Annotated in this window: 7 protein-coding genes and 1 pseudogene; 7 read left to right on the top strand and 1 reads right to left on the bottom strand. The window is 68.4% G+C overall.

Features of this window, described 5'->3' with window-relative positions:
• Positions 1 to 34: 34 nt before the first annotated feature.
• The 7 genes from IGS74_RS15200 (at position 35) to pbpC (ending at position 14,162) form a co-directional block, all read left to right on the top strand.
• Positions 35 to 1,336: a homoserine dehydrogenase gene (locus tag IGS74_RS15200; protein ID WP_039192426.1), complete on the top strand. Its 1,302-nt coding sequence runs from the start codon at positions 35 to 37 to the stop codon at positions 1,334 to 1,336.
• A 29-nt stretch (positions 1,337 to 1,365) separates the two neighbouring features.
• Complete coding sequence (gene glpX, locus IGS74_RS15195; RefSeq protein WP_192387213.1) at positions 1,366 to 2,358, top strand: class II fructose-bisphosphatase; 993 nt, start codon at positions 1,366 to 1,368, stop codon at positions 2,356 to 2,358.
• Positions 2,358 to 4,151 (top strand): single-stranded-DNA-specific exonuclease RecJ, encoded by a 1,794-nt coding sequence (recJ, locus tag IGS74_RS15190; protein ID WP_192387211.1) that lies wholly within the window; start codon positions 2,358 to 2,360, stop codon positions 4,149 to 4,151. Before glpX ends, recJ begins: the two co-directional genes overlap by 1 nt.
• Positions 4,152 to 4,225: 74 nt before the next feature.
• The gene (locus IGS74_RS15185) at positions 4,226 to 4,816 is read left to right on the top strand and encodes a cell wall hydrolase (protein ID WP_246722586.1); all 591 of its coding nucleotides are present in this window, start codon (positions 4,226 to 4,228) and stop codon (positions 4,814 to 4,816) included.
• Between the two features lie 132 nt (positions 4,817 to 4,948).
• Positions 4,949 to 6,568 carry an FAD-dependent oxidoreductase gene (locus IGS74_RS15180; protein WP_192387209.1) on the top strand — a complete coding sequence of 540 codons (1,620 nt, stop codon included), beginning with the start codon at positions 4,949 to 4,951 and terminating at the stop codon, positions 6,566 to 6,568.
• A gap of 98 nt (positions 6,569 to 6,666) precedes the next feature.
• Positions 6,667 to 12,018, top strand: coding sequence for an alpha-2-macroglobulin family protein (locus tag IGS74_RS15175; protein WP_192387207.1), 5,352 nt, complete (start codon positions 6,667 to 6,669; stop codon positions 12,016 to 12,018).
• Positions 12,015 to 14,162 carry a penicillin-binding protein 1C gene (gene pbpC, locus IGS74_RS15170; RefSeq protein WP_192387205.1) on the top strand — a complete coding sequence of 716 codons (2,148 nt, stop codon included), beginning with the start codon at positions 12,015 to 12,017 and terminating at the stop codon, positions 14,160 to 14,162. Before IGS74_RS15175 ends, pbpC begins: the two co-directional genes overlap by 4 nt.
• On the opposite strand, the pseudogene IGS74_RS20310 reads toward pbpC, so the two are convergent.
• Positions 14,139 to 15,026 (bottom strand): annotated as a pseudogene (locus IGS74_RS20310) (HAMP domain-containing sensor histidine kinase); the annotation flags it as partial. The gene pbpC and the pseudogene IGS74_RS20310 sit on opposite strands and share 24 nt — an antisense overlap.
• Positions 15,027 to 15,077: the final 51 nt, after the last annotated feature.

Below are 15,077 nucleotides of genomic sequence, written 5' to 3'. Positions count from 1 at the left end.
CTCGCCCCGGGGCATGAGAACGTAGAGGATCGTGATGGCTTCCCCCTTGAAGCTCGGCCTGGCCGGGCTTGGCACCGTTGGCGCGTCGGTCGCGCGTATCCTGGCCGGCAAGCGGGAGCAATTCTCCGATACGATCGGCCGCACGGTGGTTCTGTCGGCGGTCAGCGCCCGCGACCGCAGCCGCGACCGGGGCGTCGACGTTTCAGCCGCGACCTGGTTCGACGATCCGGTAAAGCTGGCGGCCGAAGGCGACATCGATATCTATGTCGAGCTGATCGGCGGGTCGGACGGGCCGGCACTGGACAGCGTGCGCGCCGCCCTCAACCGCGGTATACCGGTGGTCACCGCCAACAAGGCGCTGCTGGCGCATCATGGCGTGCAGCTTGCCAAGCTCGCCCAGCGCAAAAATACCACCATCCTGTTCGAGGCGGCCGTGGCGGGCGGCATCCCCATCATCAAGACCATGCGCGAGGCCCTGCGCGGCAACGGCGTCACCCGGGTCTACGGCATCCTCAACGGCACCTGCAACTATATGCTGACGCGGATGGAGCGCGAGGGCATCGCCTTCGCCGACGTCCTGGCCGAGGCGCAGGGCCTCGGCTATGCCGAGGCGGACCCGACCTTCGACATCGGCGGCTTCGATGCCGCCCACAAGCTGGCAATCCTGACCTCGCTGGCATTCGGCTGCGAAATCGATCTCGATGCCATCTACATCGAGGGCATTTCGCAGATCACGCTGGAGGATATCCGCGCGGCATCCGAACTCGGCTTCCGCATCAAGCTGCTGGCCGTGGCGCAGCGCACCGACACCGGCATCGAGCAGCGCGTCCATCCGACGATGATCCCCGCCAATGCGGCGCTGGCGCGCGTGGACGGGGTCGTCAACGCGGTTGCCGTGGATACCGACCTTCTCGGCTCCATCCTGCTTGCCGGGCCCGGCGCCGGTGGCGCCGCGACGGCCTCCGCCGTCCTGTCCGATATACTGGATGTGGCTGCCGGCACCAGCGTCCCGACGCTGGGCATCGCGCCGCAGCAGCTGGCGCCCTATCGCCGGGCGCGCATGCGGGCGCATGAAGGGGGATACTATATCCGGCTGCAGGTGGCCGACGAGGTAGGCGCCTTCGCCGCCATCGCCCGGCGGATGGCGGAAAACCAGATATCGCTGGAATCGATCGTCCAGCGCCGCCGCGAAGACGAGGATGGCGGCGTTGCGCCCGTCATCCTGATCACGCACGACACGACGGAGGCAGCGGTACGCAAGGCGCTCGACGCCGTGCAACGCGATGGCCACCTGCGGGGAGACCCGCGCATGATCCGCATCGAGAAGCTGGCCTGACAGTGTCGGTTCCGGTTCTTCTGGGAGGCATGGCAATGAGTGAAAGCCAAAGGCAGAACCCGCTGGACCGGGTGCTGTCCATCGAAATCGCCCGGGTTACGGAGCGCGCCGCCGTGGCTGCGGCTCTGTGGCGCGGCCGGGGCGACGAGAAGGCGGCCGACCAGGCGGCCGTCGATGCGATGCGCCGCGAACTCAACAGGATGCATATCGCGGGGCGCATCGTCATCGGCGAGGGCGAGCGCGACATGGCGCCGATGCTTTTCATCGGCGAGGAGGTCGGCACGGGCGAGGGGCCCGGCGTCGATATCGCCCTCGACCCCCTCGAAGGCACCACCATCTGTGCCAAGAACCTGCCCAACGCGCTCACCGTCATCGCCGTCGCCGCCAAGGGCAGTCTTCTCAACGCGCCCGACGTCTACATGGAGAAGATCGCGATCGGGCCGGGCTATCCGCCGGGCATCGTCAGCCTGCGTCGCAGCGCCTCCGAAAACCTCACCGCGCTGGCCGAGGCGAAGGGCGTTCCGGTATCGCAGGTCACCGCCTGCATCCTCGACAGGCCGCGCCACGCGCAGTTGATCGAGGAAATCCGGGCCCTCGGCGCCGCCATCCGCCTCATCGGCGATGGCGACGTGGCCGGCGTCATCCATACGACCGACCCCGAAGAGACGGGTATCGACGTCTATATGGGCATCGGCGGCGCGCCGGAGGGGGTGCTGGCGGCCGCGGCGTTGCGCTGCATGGGGGGCCAGATGGAAGGCCGCCTGCAGCTCAACACCAACGAGAAGCGCGCCCGCGCCGAGGAAATGGGCGTACGCGACCCATATCGCATCTATACACTGGACGACCTTGCCTGCGGCGACGTCATCTTCGCGGCGACCGGCGTGACGGACGGCAACCTGTTGAACGGCGTGCGCATGTATGCCAACCGCATCGAGACGCATACGCTGGTGATGCGCTCCTACTCACGGACGGTCCGCCACATCCGCGCGCGCCACTACGACCGGGAAAAATTCGGTCTCTGATGTCGGCCTTCGGTACGGAGCGGATCTTTCTCAACGTCGAGCGTTCGCTGGGGGGACGGCGCTGGGTCCATGCCCTCGATCCGCGTTCCGAGGCGCTGGCCACGCAGATGAGTCAGGCCCTCGGCCTGCCCGACATCGTTTCACGGGTGCTGGCCGCGCGCGGCGTCGCGCCCGACCAGGCGGAACGCTTCCTGGCGCCAACGATCCGCGACCTGATGCCCGATCCGTCCACCCTGACGGATATGGACGTGGCCGCGGCGCGGATCGCCGACGCCATCGCGCGCAAGGAGCGGATCGCCATCTTCGGCGATTATGACGTCGACGGCGCCGCATCCGCCGCATTGCTGCATCGCTATCTGCTGCGGTTCGGCATTCATGCCCCGATCCGCATCCCGGACCGGCTGACGGAAGGCTATGGCCCCAACCCGGCGGCCCTGACGGCATTGGCGGATGCCGGAGCCACGCTGATCGTAACGGTGGATTGCGGGACGACCAGCCCGGAGGCCATCGCCGCCGTGGCCGGGCGCGCCGACGTCGTGGTGCTGGATCATCATCAAACGGGGGCCGAGCTGCCCGCGGCTCTCGCCGTCGTCAATCCCAACCGGCAGGACGATCTGTCCGGCCTCGGCCATCTCTGCGCGGCCGGCGTCGTCTTCATGGCGCTCGTTTCCGTGTCGCGCGTCCTGCGGGCGCGCGGCGTGTCGAACCTGCCCGACCTGATGGACGAGCTGGACCTCGTGGCGCTCGCCACGGTGTGCGACGTGGTGCCGCTGCTCGGCCTCAACCGGGCCTTCGTCATCCGTGGCATGGCGGCGATGCGCGCACAACGCAATGTCGGCCTTGCCGCACTGGCGCGCGCCGCGCGCCTGTCGGGCCCTATCTCGTCGCATCATCTGGGTTTTCTGCTGGGGCCGCGCATCAACGCCGGCGGACGGATCGGCGATCCGGCGCTGGGCAGCCGTCTGTTGACGGTCGCCGACATCGACGAGGCCGACGAGATTGCCGGCCGGCTCCATCTCCTGAACGAAGAGCGGCAGACGATGGAGCGCGCCATGCTCGACCAGGCCGAGCTGGAGGTTCTGGGCGAGCAGGGCGACGGCCCCGGCCCTTCCGTGCTCGTCACCGCGCGCGAGAACTGGCACCCCGGCATCGTGGGGCTGGTGGCGGCACGGCTGAAGGAGCGCTTCAACCGTCCGGCCATCGCCATCGCCTTCGACGCGGCCGGCAAGGGCAGCGGTTCGGCGCGCTCGATACCGGGCTTCAACATCGGCGGACTGGTGCGCGAGGCGGTGCTGGCCGGCATCCTCGAAAAGGGCGGTGGCCACGCCATGGCTGCCGGGCTGACCATCCGGCGCGACCGGCTCGGCGCGTTGCGCCACTTCATCGAAGAGGCCGCTTCGGACAAGGTCGAGGCGCTCCGCGACGCCGACGGGCTGCGCCTCGACGGCGCGATTTCGGCGCGCGGCCTGACGCTGGACCTGGCGGAAACCCTGCGCCGCGCCGGCCCCTACGGCTCTGGCCACGCGCAACCCGTCTTCGCGATGCCACGCCACCGTGTGCAGAATGCGCAGCTTTTCGGGGCGGGGGGGCATGTGCGCCTGCGCCTGGCGGCTCCGGACGGCGCCGCCGTCTCCGCCGTCGCGTTCAGGGCCGGCGGCACGCCGCTGGCGGAACGGCTTCTGGCCGGGGGCGACAGGCCGCTGCATCTGGCCGGATCGGTTACCCTCGATCATTTCCAGGGCAGGGCACAGGCCGCTTTCCGCATCGTCGACGCAGCCGAAACAGTCGAATGAGAGGCGTTGCGTCAACCCGGCGTTAAGGCTGGGGCGGTAGAGTGCCGGCCTGTTTGCGACGCTGGAACCCTGCGATGCGGCTTGGCGCCCCGACCCTACTGCTTCTATCGACTATCATGCTTGTGTCCGGCTGCGCCTCGGTCAAGCGGCAGACCATGAGCGAGCATGAGTGCATGACGCGCGTCATGTATTTCGAGTCCAACCGCTCCAGCGAAGAGGGCATGGTCGCCGTCGGAACCGTGGTGATGAACCGCAAGAATTCGGGTCGCTATCCGCCATCCGTCTGCGGCGTCGTGGGGCAGAAAAACCAGTTCGCCCCCGGCGTGCTCACCAAGCCGATGGGCGCCGGGCGGGATTTGGCCGAAGCCACGGCACGCAAGGTGCTGCGTGGTGCACGCCATTCGGGCGTCGGCAATAACGCCATGTTCTTCCATACGGCGGGCTATTCCTACCCGTACAACAACATGCATTACGTGGCCATCGCCGGTGGCAACGCCTTCTATGAGAAGCGCAAGAACCCCACGCAGACGCAGGACATGTTCGCTTCCAGGCCGTTGCCCCGCTATTCGCCGCGCAGCATCGCCGCAAACATGGCGCCTGCCGCGCCCCGGCCCGCACCCTCCGCCATGACGATCGAGGAGCTGATCGCCCAGGGCGGAAGCTAATGACGGCTTAAGGTTGATTATACACCTAAAGGCGTAGTTTCGCCTTGCTGCACCTGCGAAGACGTGCGAGGCTCGCTTCGATTGTCGGGGGGGTATCAGCCCGAACCGGACGCGGCAACGCTTAGCAGGCGCATGATTATAGACGACACGCCGGATACCGCCGTGGTTGCGGATATCTGCATCGTCGGCTCCGGCCCGGTCGGCCTGGCGCTGGCCTTCCGATGTGCACGACAGGGATTGGCCGTAACCGTGCTGGAAGCGGGCTATCCCGTTTCCTCCGGCCATCGTGCGGAAGTGCCGGCGGTCGAGCTTCTGAACAATCATCATGTCGGCGCCGAAACCGCCGTCATGCGTGCGCTGGGCGGCACCGCCAACCTGTGGGGCGGCCGATGCGTCCGCTTCGACGATATCGATTTTGCGCCGCGCGGCCATGTCGCCCATTCGGGCTGGCCCATCGCCCATGCGGAGCTGGCCTCGCATTATCCCGAAGCGCTGCGTTTCCTTGGATGCGAGCCGACCGAATCTCCGGCCGAGACATCGGACAAGACGGTCGATGACCGCAACACCGAATGGTGGAGCGGCTCCAGCGATATCGCCGCCTTGCACGCCGAGGCCATTCGCGACCTTCCCAACCTGAAGATCCATACGGGATGCGTGGCCCGCCGCCTGATCATCGATCCAGCGTCGCAGCGTGTCACCGCGATAGAGGTGGAGCGCGCCGGACGTATCGTACGGGTTGCGGCGGGCGCCTTCGCGCTGGCAGCCGGCGGGCTGGAGAATACACGGCTGCTTCTTCACACGCGGCGCGACAGGCCGGACCTGTTCGGAGGCGAAGACGGGCCGCTGGGCCGCTTCTATTGCGGGCACCTGACGGGTTATCTGGCCGAAATCCGCTTCAACGATCCACGCTTCGCACGAACGCTCTGGTTTCAACGGCAGCGGGCGGGGGGCGTCAGTCGACGGCGCCTGACGCTGAGTTCTCCCGTCCAGAGGCAGCAGGCATTGCTGAATACGGCGTTCTGGCTGGAGAGCTATTCCATCTCGGACCCCGCGCATGGCAGCGGCCTCCTGTCCAGCCTTTACATGGCGATGAAGGGCCTTTCCGTCCTGCCCCGGGTTCGGACCGGGCTTGCGCCCACGGGGACGAAGCAGGACGCGATGGCCGGCCATTTCGCCAATCTGCGCCGATCGCGCATCGATCTGCGCGCCTGCCAGGGCATTGTCAGGCAAGTGCTGCGGCGCGGCGTCGAGGGCAAGACATTTGCGCTGTTCAACCCCGAAGGCCGTTATCTGCTGCGCTATCATGCCGAGCACGCGCCGAACCCGGACAGCCGCGCCATTTTGTCTGCCGATGGCCGGCTGGCGGTGGATCTGCGCTTCTCCCACGCCGATCTCGATTCGGTGGTGCGCTCCCATATGCTCCTGGACGACTGGTTGCAGGCCGAACGGATCGGGACGCTGCGCTATCTTGCTCCGCCGGATGCGCTGGTGGACCACGCCCGTGCCCAGGCATTGGACGGCTACCATCAGATCGGGCTGACGCGGATGGCGCAGGACCGTTCGGCCGGCGTGGTCGATGGCGATTGCCGCGCGTTCGATCTTTGCAATCTGTACCTTGCCGGCAGCTCTGTCTTCCCGACCGCAGGCCAGGCAAACCCGACGCTGCCGGCCGTGGCGCTGGCGCTTCGCCTGGGCGATCATGTCGTCGCCCGCGTCCGGGCGCCGTCCGCGACACCGGCTTTGGCGGTCTAGGCTTCGGGCCTGTCGGTCTCCGGCATGCCCCCGGTGCAGTCGCTTTGCGTTCACGAAGCCTTGTTCTACTCTTCGCCACGTTCAGTGAGGAGGGCATCATGGCGGGATTCGGACGGTTGGCGGCAAAGGTGCTTGTCGCAATGCTGCTGCTTGTCGAGGCGGCACCCGCCCAGGAGGCCGAACGCCGCATCGTGCCCACGCCGGATGCCGACTATTTCGGCCATGACTACGATATCCTTCGCGACGTCGATGAGAATGTCTGCGAGACGGCCTGCCTGTCCGACAATCGCTGCAAGGCCTTCACGCTCAACCGATCGAGCGGCTGGTGTTTCCTGAAGGAAGATGTGGGGGAACTGCGGCAGACGCCCGGTGCGCTCTCGGGCCGCATCGTGCTTGCCACGATCGCCGACCCGGGTGCCGTCGCCGCCCGCGAAAGGCTTTTGCCCTTCCTGCCGGCATCGCTGATCGACGCGGCGCGCAATGCGCGGCTGTCGCAGGACGGCCCCCCAAAGGACGCCTCGGTATGGCTGGAGGCGGCGCGCGATGCATTGAACAGCCGCCCCGACGATTGGGATGAACGGCAGGAAAATGCCGCCTTGCGCCGGACCGCCTCGATCTCGGCGTTCGTCCTGGCCGAAGACCCGACCCTGCAGGCGCAGGCGCTCGACGTGCTGGCCACCGCGCTCGGCGACGATGACGAGTGGAAGCCTGCCATCGCCGCGTGGCGGCTTGCCGTCTCACGCGGTTCCGACGCGGGGATCGCCGCGCGCCTCGACGAGGCGCTCGCGGCGCACGGCTTCCGCATCGTCGGCAACAGCGTAGACAACAATGCGGCAACACCCCGCATCTGCCTGAACTTCTCCGAGGATCTGGCGCCATCCCTTTCCGGCGGCGATACGGCGGGCGACTTCCTGTCGGTAGACGGCGGCGACGATTATCCCGTCTCGGCCTCCGGCAGCCAGATTTGCGTGGAGGGGGTGAAGCATGGGCAGCGTTACCGGATTTTGGCGCGCGCCGGCATCCCCGCCGCATCCGGAGAGACGCTGCCGCGTCAGGTGGACAGCAACATCTATGTCCGCGACCGCGATCCCTCGGCGCATTTCGCCGGCAATGCCTATGTCCTGCCGGCCGGCGGCGCGGTTTCCATTCCCGTCACCAGCATCAATACCGACCGCCTGAAATTGCGCCTGCTGCGGATCGGCGACAGGCAACTGGCGCGGACCATCGGCGAAAGCACGTTCCTGTCGCAGCTTGCAACCTATCAGCTCGATACGATCGCAGGCGAGACCGGCGAGGAGGTCTGGCACGGCGAGATGGATGTCGCCGGCGCCACGAACGCGGAGACGGTCACCGCCATTCCGCTCCGCGACGTGCTGGCCGAGGCCCGGCCCGGCGTCTACATCCTGTCGGCGGCCCCGGCCAACAGGCCGCGCGAGGACGACGCCCCCGCACAGCAATGGTTCGTGCTTACCGATATCGGCCTGACGACATTGTCCGGCGCCGACGGACTGGCCGTTTCCGCCCGCTCGCTCGGCACGGCCGAGGCGCTGGAAGGAATCGAACTGGAACTCGTCGCCGCCAATAACGAGGTTCTCGGGCGCGCCCGGACCGATGCGGAGGGGCGCGCCGTCTTTGCGCCGGGACTCAGCGCCGGAGAGGGCGGGCAGAGGCCGGCGGTGTTGACGGCCGCGCGCGGCGATGGGCAGGACTTCGTCTTCCTGGACATGACGACCGCCCCCTTCGACCTGACGGACAGGGGGGTGGAGGGGCGTGCACCGGCCGGGCCGATGGATGTGTTCCTGACGCCGGACCGTGGAATCTATCGGCCGGGTGACACCGTCAACCTGACGATGCTGGTCCGCGATGGCGCTGCAACCGCCATCGAGGGCGCCGCCCTGACGCTCGTCGTCACGCGGCCCGACGGGGTCGAGTACCTGCGGCGTGCGGTGACGGCGCGCGATGCCGGCGGAGCCGCCGAGGCGGTCGACCTGCCCTCCGCAGCCATGCGTGGCGGCTGGCGAATGGCGTTGCACATCAATCCGGCACGGGCGGCCATCGCCTCGGCCAGTGTCCAGGTCCAGGATTTCGAGCCGCAGAAGATCGATTTCGATTTGCCGCAACCGGGCCCGATCGACCCGGAAGCGCCGCCGGAACTGTCCTTCGATGTGCGTTACCTGTTCGGGGCGCCGGCCGCCAGCCTGGCAGTGGAGGGCGAGGTCGTGGTCAGCGCGGTGCGCGGCCTTCCGAAGCTGAGCGGTTGGCTTTTCGGCCTTGCCGACGAGGAATCGACGCCCGGGCGGCAGGCGCTGGAGCAGACTGCCACCGATGCCGATGGCCATGCCACCGTGTCGCTGCCTGCGCTCGATACTCCGGGCACGACGCGTCCGATGTCCGCCGAGCTGATCGTGCGCGTCACGGATGCCGGCGGCCGTCCGGTGGAGCGCCGCGTCGACGTTCCCCTGATATCGCGCGGGGCGCGGCTGGCTGTCAGGCCCGGCTTCGATGGGTCGGTTCCGCAGGGGACGCAGGCCGGCTTCTCGGTCGCGCTGTTCGACGAGGATCTTCAGCCGGTGGCCGCACCCCGGGTCAACTGGGTGCTGAACCGCGTGACAACGGATTTCCAGTGGTATTCCACCAATGGCCGGTGGAACTTCGAGCCGATCCGGCGGGTCGAGCGCGTTGCGGACGGTACGCTCGACCTCGCCGCCGGTGATCCGGGCAGCCTGTCCGTGCCGGTCGACTGGGGCGGCTACGAACTCGTGGTCTCCGCCCCGGATGCCGTGCCGGCCAGCCTGTCCTTCAACGCGGGCTGGCATGTCGCGGCCGGTTCGGCCGATACGCCCGACATGGCCCGCCTGACACTCGACAAACCCCGCTACCGCGTCGGCGAGGAGGCGGTCGTGCGGATCGAGCCACGGTTTGCCGGGCGTGCCGAAATCGTCGTGATGCGCGAGGGCGTCATCGGCCGAACGGTCGTCGATATCCCGGCCGGCGGCGGAGAGGCGCGCCTGCCCGTGACCGCCGAATGGGGAGCCGGCGCCTATGTGACGGCCTTCGCCTGGCGGCCCATGGATATCGAGGCGCGCCAGATGCCGGCGCGCGCCATCGGCCTTGCCTATGCGGCGGTGGACCCGGCTGAAAAGGCGCTGTCTGTCGCCATCGGGACGCCACGGTCCATTCGTCCGCGTCGGCGGCTGGACGTCCCCGTCCAGGTATCGGGTGTGCGGCCCGGCGAGCGCGCCTTTATAACGCTTGCCGCCGTCGATGCCGGCATCCTCAATATCACCGGTTTTCAACCGCCATCGCCCGGCGATTGGTATTTCGGCCAGCGCCGGCTGGGCGTCGATATCCGCGATCTCTATAGCCGACTGATCGACCGCATGCAGGGCGCGCCGGGCTCGGTCCGCTCCGGCGGCGATGCCGGCGCCGATGCCTTCAGCCCGCCCCCGATGGACGAACTCGTCTCGCTCTTTTCCGGCGTGGTGCAGTTGGACGCGGCCGGCCGCGCCGTGGTGGCGCTCGATATTCCCGACTTCGACGGCGAATTGAAGCTGATGGCCATCGCCTGGAGCGATACGGGCATCGGCCAGGCAGACGCCACCGTTACGGTGCGCGATCCGGTGGTGGCGCAGATCAGCCGGCCGCTGTTCCTCGGGCCCGGCGATACGTCGCGCATCGCGCTCGACCTCGCCCATGCCGATGGCCCTGCGGGCATGGTCCGCTATGCCCTGCGCGGTGGCGGCGGCGTCCTGCAACTGGACGGCGCGGTGGAGGGCGCTGTCGAGCTTGCCGAGGGGCAGCGTGTACGCCGCCTCGTCCAGATGACCGCCATCGACGAAGGGGAGGCCACCCTGACGCTCGATATGACGCCGCCGGACGGCGAGAGGCTGACGAAAGAGGTGCATGTGACCGTGCGCTCGCTCAGGCCGGATGTGGTGCGCCGCTCCAGCTTCGAAATGGCTGCCGGCCGCAACCTGACGCTGGGGTCGGACATCTTCGTCGATCTTGCACCTGAGACAGCCTCGGCGACGCTGACGGTCTCGAGCTTCCCCGGTTTCGACGTGGCGGGCGCGGTGCGCGCCCTGGATCTGTATCCCTACGGCTGCACGGAGCAGCTCACCAGCCGCGTCCTGCCCATGCTCTATCTGGACGAGACGATCCTTTCGGCGGGCCTCGGCGAGCGGCCCGATGTCGGCGAGCGCGTCTCCAAGGCGATCTCCGGCATATTGGCCAACCAGGGCTCCTCGGGGAGCTTCGGCCTTTGGGCTCCGGGTTACGGCGACCTCTGGCTCGATTCCTACGTCACGGATTTCCTGTCGCGCGCGGCCGGCAAGGGCCAGTCCGTGCCGGCAGAGGCGCTGTCGCAGGCGCTCGACAACCTTGCAAACCGGGTCGCCTATCTGCAGGAGAAGCCAGACTGGGCGTCCGCTGCCTATGCCTATTACGTGCTGGCGCGCAATGGCCGTGCGGCCATCGGCGACCTGCGCTATGTGGCGGACAACCGCATGGACGAGTTCGGCACGCCGCTGGCCCGCGCACAGATGGCCGCCGCGCTCGCCCTCTACGGAGACCGGCTCCGCGCCGAAACCATCTACCGCACGGCTGTGGCGGAGGCCCTCGAAGGCGGCGGCGACAGGTTGGGCCGATCCGACTACGGCTCGGCCCTGCGCGATGCGGCCGGCGTGCTGACCCTCGGTCTGGAGCAGGATATTCCCGGTACGGATATGGAGCCGCTAGTCCGCAAAATCGGCATGGAGCGGGCCGCCCCGCGCCATATGTCGACACAGGACGAGGCGTGGTCGCTGCTGGCGGCCCATGCCATTGTGACGCGCGACAAGTCCAGGCTCGAACTGGATGGAGAGCTGCGCGAAGGCGCCTATGCCACGCGCTTCGATGCGGCTTCGCTGGCCACGCCGGCGGCGATCCGCAACGCCGGCGACAAAGCCCTCACGGCGGATATCACCGTGCGCGGCAAGCCGACGGTGGCCCTGCCGGGGGAAAGCTCCGGATATGGCATCGCGCGCAGCGTCTATACGCTGGATGGTGCGCCCGCGTCCCTCGATACGGTGGGGCAGGGAGACAGGCTCGTGGCCGTCATCGAGGTGACGCCCATCGACCGGCAGTCGGCACACCTGATTATCGACGATCCGTTGCCCGCCGGCTTCGAGATCGACAACCCGTCCATACTCAGGGGCGGCGACGTGGCCGCCCTGGACTTCCTGGACCTGACGGACGACGCCGCGCACACGGAGTTCCGAGCCGACCGCTTCGTCGCTTCGGTCGACAAGGATGATGGCGACCTGGCGCCGATGCGCTTTGCCTACATCGTGCGGGCCGTTTCGCCGGGCCGTTTCCTGCATCCGGCCGCACTGGTGGAAAATATGTATCAGCCGGGTCGCCGGGCACGGACAGAAGAGAGCCGTGTCGAAGTCGTCGGTCCGCTGCAATGAGGCTACGGCGCTGGCTGATCCTGTCGGCGCTGCTGGCCAGTCTTGTCGCACTTTTCGCGGCGCTCGATCTCGTACGCCAGGAGGGCGACAGGCGGCTTGCCGACTGGCGGGAGCCGCAGCTGGGGGCCGTGGCGCTGGACAGGAACGGCGCGCTGCTCCGTGTCTTCCCGGTGGATGCGGGGCGATGGCGCATGGATGTGGCGCTGGCCGATGTCGATCCACGGTTTCTGACCATGCTGCTGGCCTGGGAAGACAGGAGATTCGAACGCCATTCCGGCATCGACTGGCTGGCCATCGGTCGCGCGGCCTGGCAGTCCGTGCGGCATGGGCGGATCGTCTCCGGCGGATCGACGCTGACCATGCAGGTGGCGCGCATGGTGCGCCGACTGCCGACCGGCAGCATGACCGCCAAGCTGGAACAGGCCGTGGTCGCGCTGGCGCTGGAACGGCGTTTCACCAAGGACGAAATCGCGGTCCTTTATCTGCGCCTCGCACCCTATGGCGGGTCGGTGGAAGGGATACGGGCCGCCAGCCTCGCCTGGTTCGGCAAGGAGCCGCGCCGGCTGACGGCCGGCGAGGCCGCCCTTCTCGTGGCGTTGCCGCAAGCGCCGGAGCGTATCCGGCCGGATCTTTATCCGGACCGCGCGGAACGCGCGCGCAACCGTGTCCTGGCGCGGATGGCCGAGCTGGGGGTCCTCTCGCAGGCGGAGGCCGACCGCGCCAGCCGTGAGCCGATACCGCACCAACGCCGCGCCATGCCGATGATGGCCGCGCATCTCACCGACAGATTGCGGCGCGAAAACCCGGGCCGGATGCTGTATCGCCTGACCATCGATGCCGGGCTGCAGGCGCGCCTGGAGGATTATGCGCGGCGCGAAAGCGCCGGCTTGCCCGGTGCCGCCGGGCTGGCGCTGATGGTGGGCGATTATCGGACGGGCGAGGTTCTGGCGCAGGTGGGGTCGGCCGATATGTTCGATCGCGCGCGACAAGGCTATGTCGACCTGACACGGGCGCGCCGCTCTCCCGGGTCGACGCTGAAGCCGCTGATCTACGGCCTGGCCTTCGAGCGCGGCGTGGCGCACCCGGAAAGCCTCGTCGACGACCGTCCCGCCAGTTTCGCCGGCTACCGGCCGCAGAATTTCGACCATGGCTATGAGGGCGTGATGACGGTTCGCCGCGCCCTGCAATTGTCGCGAAACCTGCCCGCCGTGGAGCTGTTGCGCGCCGTCGGCCCGGTACGCCTGGTCCAGCGCATGCGGCGCGCAGGGGCCACGCCCGAGCTGGGCAGCAACAGCCTGCCCGGACTGGCCATCGGGCTGGGCGGGCTCGGCATCTCGCTGGAAGATCTCCTGCGTCTTTACGGCGGGCTCGCCAATGGTGGGCTTGCCATGCCGCTCTCCTACGAGGAGGGGCCCCGGCAGGGCGGCCATCGCATGCTGTCGCAGACGGCGGCGTGGTATGTGACATCCGTTCTGGCCGGCGCGCCGACGACCGCCAGCGGTCCACCGGGCAGCCTCGCCTACAAGACGGGCACGTCCTACGGCTACCGCGACGCCTGGAGCCTCGGCTATGACGGGCGGCATGTGGCGGGCGTCTGGGTGGGGCGCCCGGACGGCGTGCCCGTTCCCGGCCTGGTCGGGCAGGATGCGGCCCTTCCGCTGCTGAAGGGGGTCTTCTCCCGGCTGGGAGGTGCCGAGCGGCTGCCCGGGCCGCCGCCCGGCATCCTGGCGGCGGGCAATGCGCGGTTGCCGGCGCATATGCGCAAGGTCGGTACGGTCGCCGGGCGGTTCCAGCCCGCCGACGCGCCGCAGATCGTCTATCCGCCGGTGGGCGCGCGGGTCGAGCTCGCCCCCGGTGCCCTCGGCGCGCAACTGTCATTGAAAGTGCGGGGCGGGCGGCCACCCTTCACCTGGTATATCGGTGGCCGGCCGGCGCTGTCCGGAATATTCGGGCGTGAAGCCGCCTATCGGCCGGCGTCAGCCGGCTTTGCCGACATTTCCGTCATCGACAGTGACGGAGTTGCGGCCAGCACCACCGTCTTCGTCGACCAGCCCGGCGAAACGCAGGCTGACGCGCAGGCCGGGCGCGGCGTCGTCGAGGCGGACGGTGGCCCGATGCAGGTCCGCGACGGCGGCCACCATTGAGAGGCCGAGCCCGTTGCCCGGCGTGCTGCGGCTGGAGTTGAGGCGGTACAGGCGGCGAAAGACATTCTTGTGCTCCGCCTCCGGTATGCCGGGACCATCGTCCTGGATCCGCCACAGCACCGACCCGTCCGCCTGGCCCCGCAGGGACACGGCGATGCGGGCCGGCGCGGGCGCATGGTTGATCGCATTCTCGATCAGGTTCGCCATCATCTGGGTGAGAAGGTCCGGATCTCCGGCAACCTGCAACGCGTCTTCCATCTGAAGGGTCAACGCATGCCCGGCATCGGCGGCCACCTCTCCGTAGATGTCGCAGATCCGCGCCGTCAGGGCAGACAGGTCGGTTGCGCGGAACCGCTCCCGGCGCACGCCGGCTTCCACCTGGGCGATGCGCAGCAGGGCGTTGAAGGTTTCGATGATCCCGTCGGCCTCGGCAATGGCGTCGTCCATCGCGGCATCGAACTCGGCCGGCGTCGGCGGATGCGACTGGAGGCGGTCCAACCGCTGTCGCAGCCGTGCCAGCGGGGTACGCAGATCGTGCGCGATGTCGGTGGACACCTGCCGCAGGCTGTCCATCAACCGCTCGATCCGCGCCACCATGACGTTGATATGTTCGGCCAGACGGTCGATCTCGTCGCCGCGTGGCCTGACGGGCAGGCGCCCGTCGAAACGGCCCGACGTTACCTGTCGCGTCAGTGCCAGGATGGCGTTCACACGGGCGGCGGGTTCCCGGCTCAGCGCGAAACCCGTGACGAGGGCGCCGATGGCGATGGCGATGCTGCCCACGAGCAGGCAGAACAGCACGATCTCCTGCGTCTCGTGCAGGATATGCGAATTGCGGCCGGCCAGCACCTGGTAGGGCCCCATTGTTTCTCCGAAGCTGAACAGGCGGACTTCGTCGTCGCTATTCATCGCCGC

The organism is Aureimonas sp. OT7, assembly GCF_014844055.1.
Classification (GTDB): Bacteria; Pseudomonadota; Alphaproteobacteria; order Rhizobiales; family Rhizobiaceae; genus Aureimonas; species Aureimonas altamirensis_A.
Note: the sequence above shows the minus strand (reverse complement) of the source record. Positions and strands in the feature narration are given on the sequence as shown.

Bases quoted from the DNA above. Each gene is read 5' to 3' on its own strand.
- glpX (WP_192387213.1), top strand. From the start codon at position 1,366: ATGGCAATGAGTGAAAGCCAAAGGCAGAACCCGCTGGACCGGGTGCTG.
- recJ (WP_192387211.1), top strand. From the start codon at position 2,358: ATGTCGGCCTTCGGTACGGAGCGGATCTTTCTCAACGTCGAGCGTTCG.
- IGS74_RS15180 (WP_192387209.1), top strand. From the start codon at position 4,949: ATGATTATAGACGACACGCCGGATACCGCCGTGGTTGCGGATATCTGC.
- IGS74_RS15175 (WP_192387207.1), top strand. From the start codon at position 6,667: ATGGCGGGATTCGGACGGTTGGCGGCAAAGGTGCTTGTCGCAATGCTG.
- pbpC (WP_192387205.1), top strand. From the start codon at position 12,015: ATGAGGCTACGGCGCTGGCTGATCCTGTCGGCGCTGCTGGCCAGTCTT.
- IGS74_RS15200 (WP_039192426.1), top strand. From the start codon at position 35: ATGGCTTCCCCCTTGAAGCTCGGCCTGGCCGGGCTTGGCACCGTTGGC.
- IGS74_RS15185 (WP_246722586.1), top strand. From the start codon at position 4,226: ATGCGGCTTGGCGCCCCGACCCTACTGCTTCTATCGACTATCATGCTT.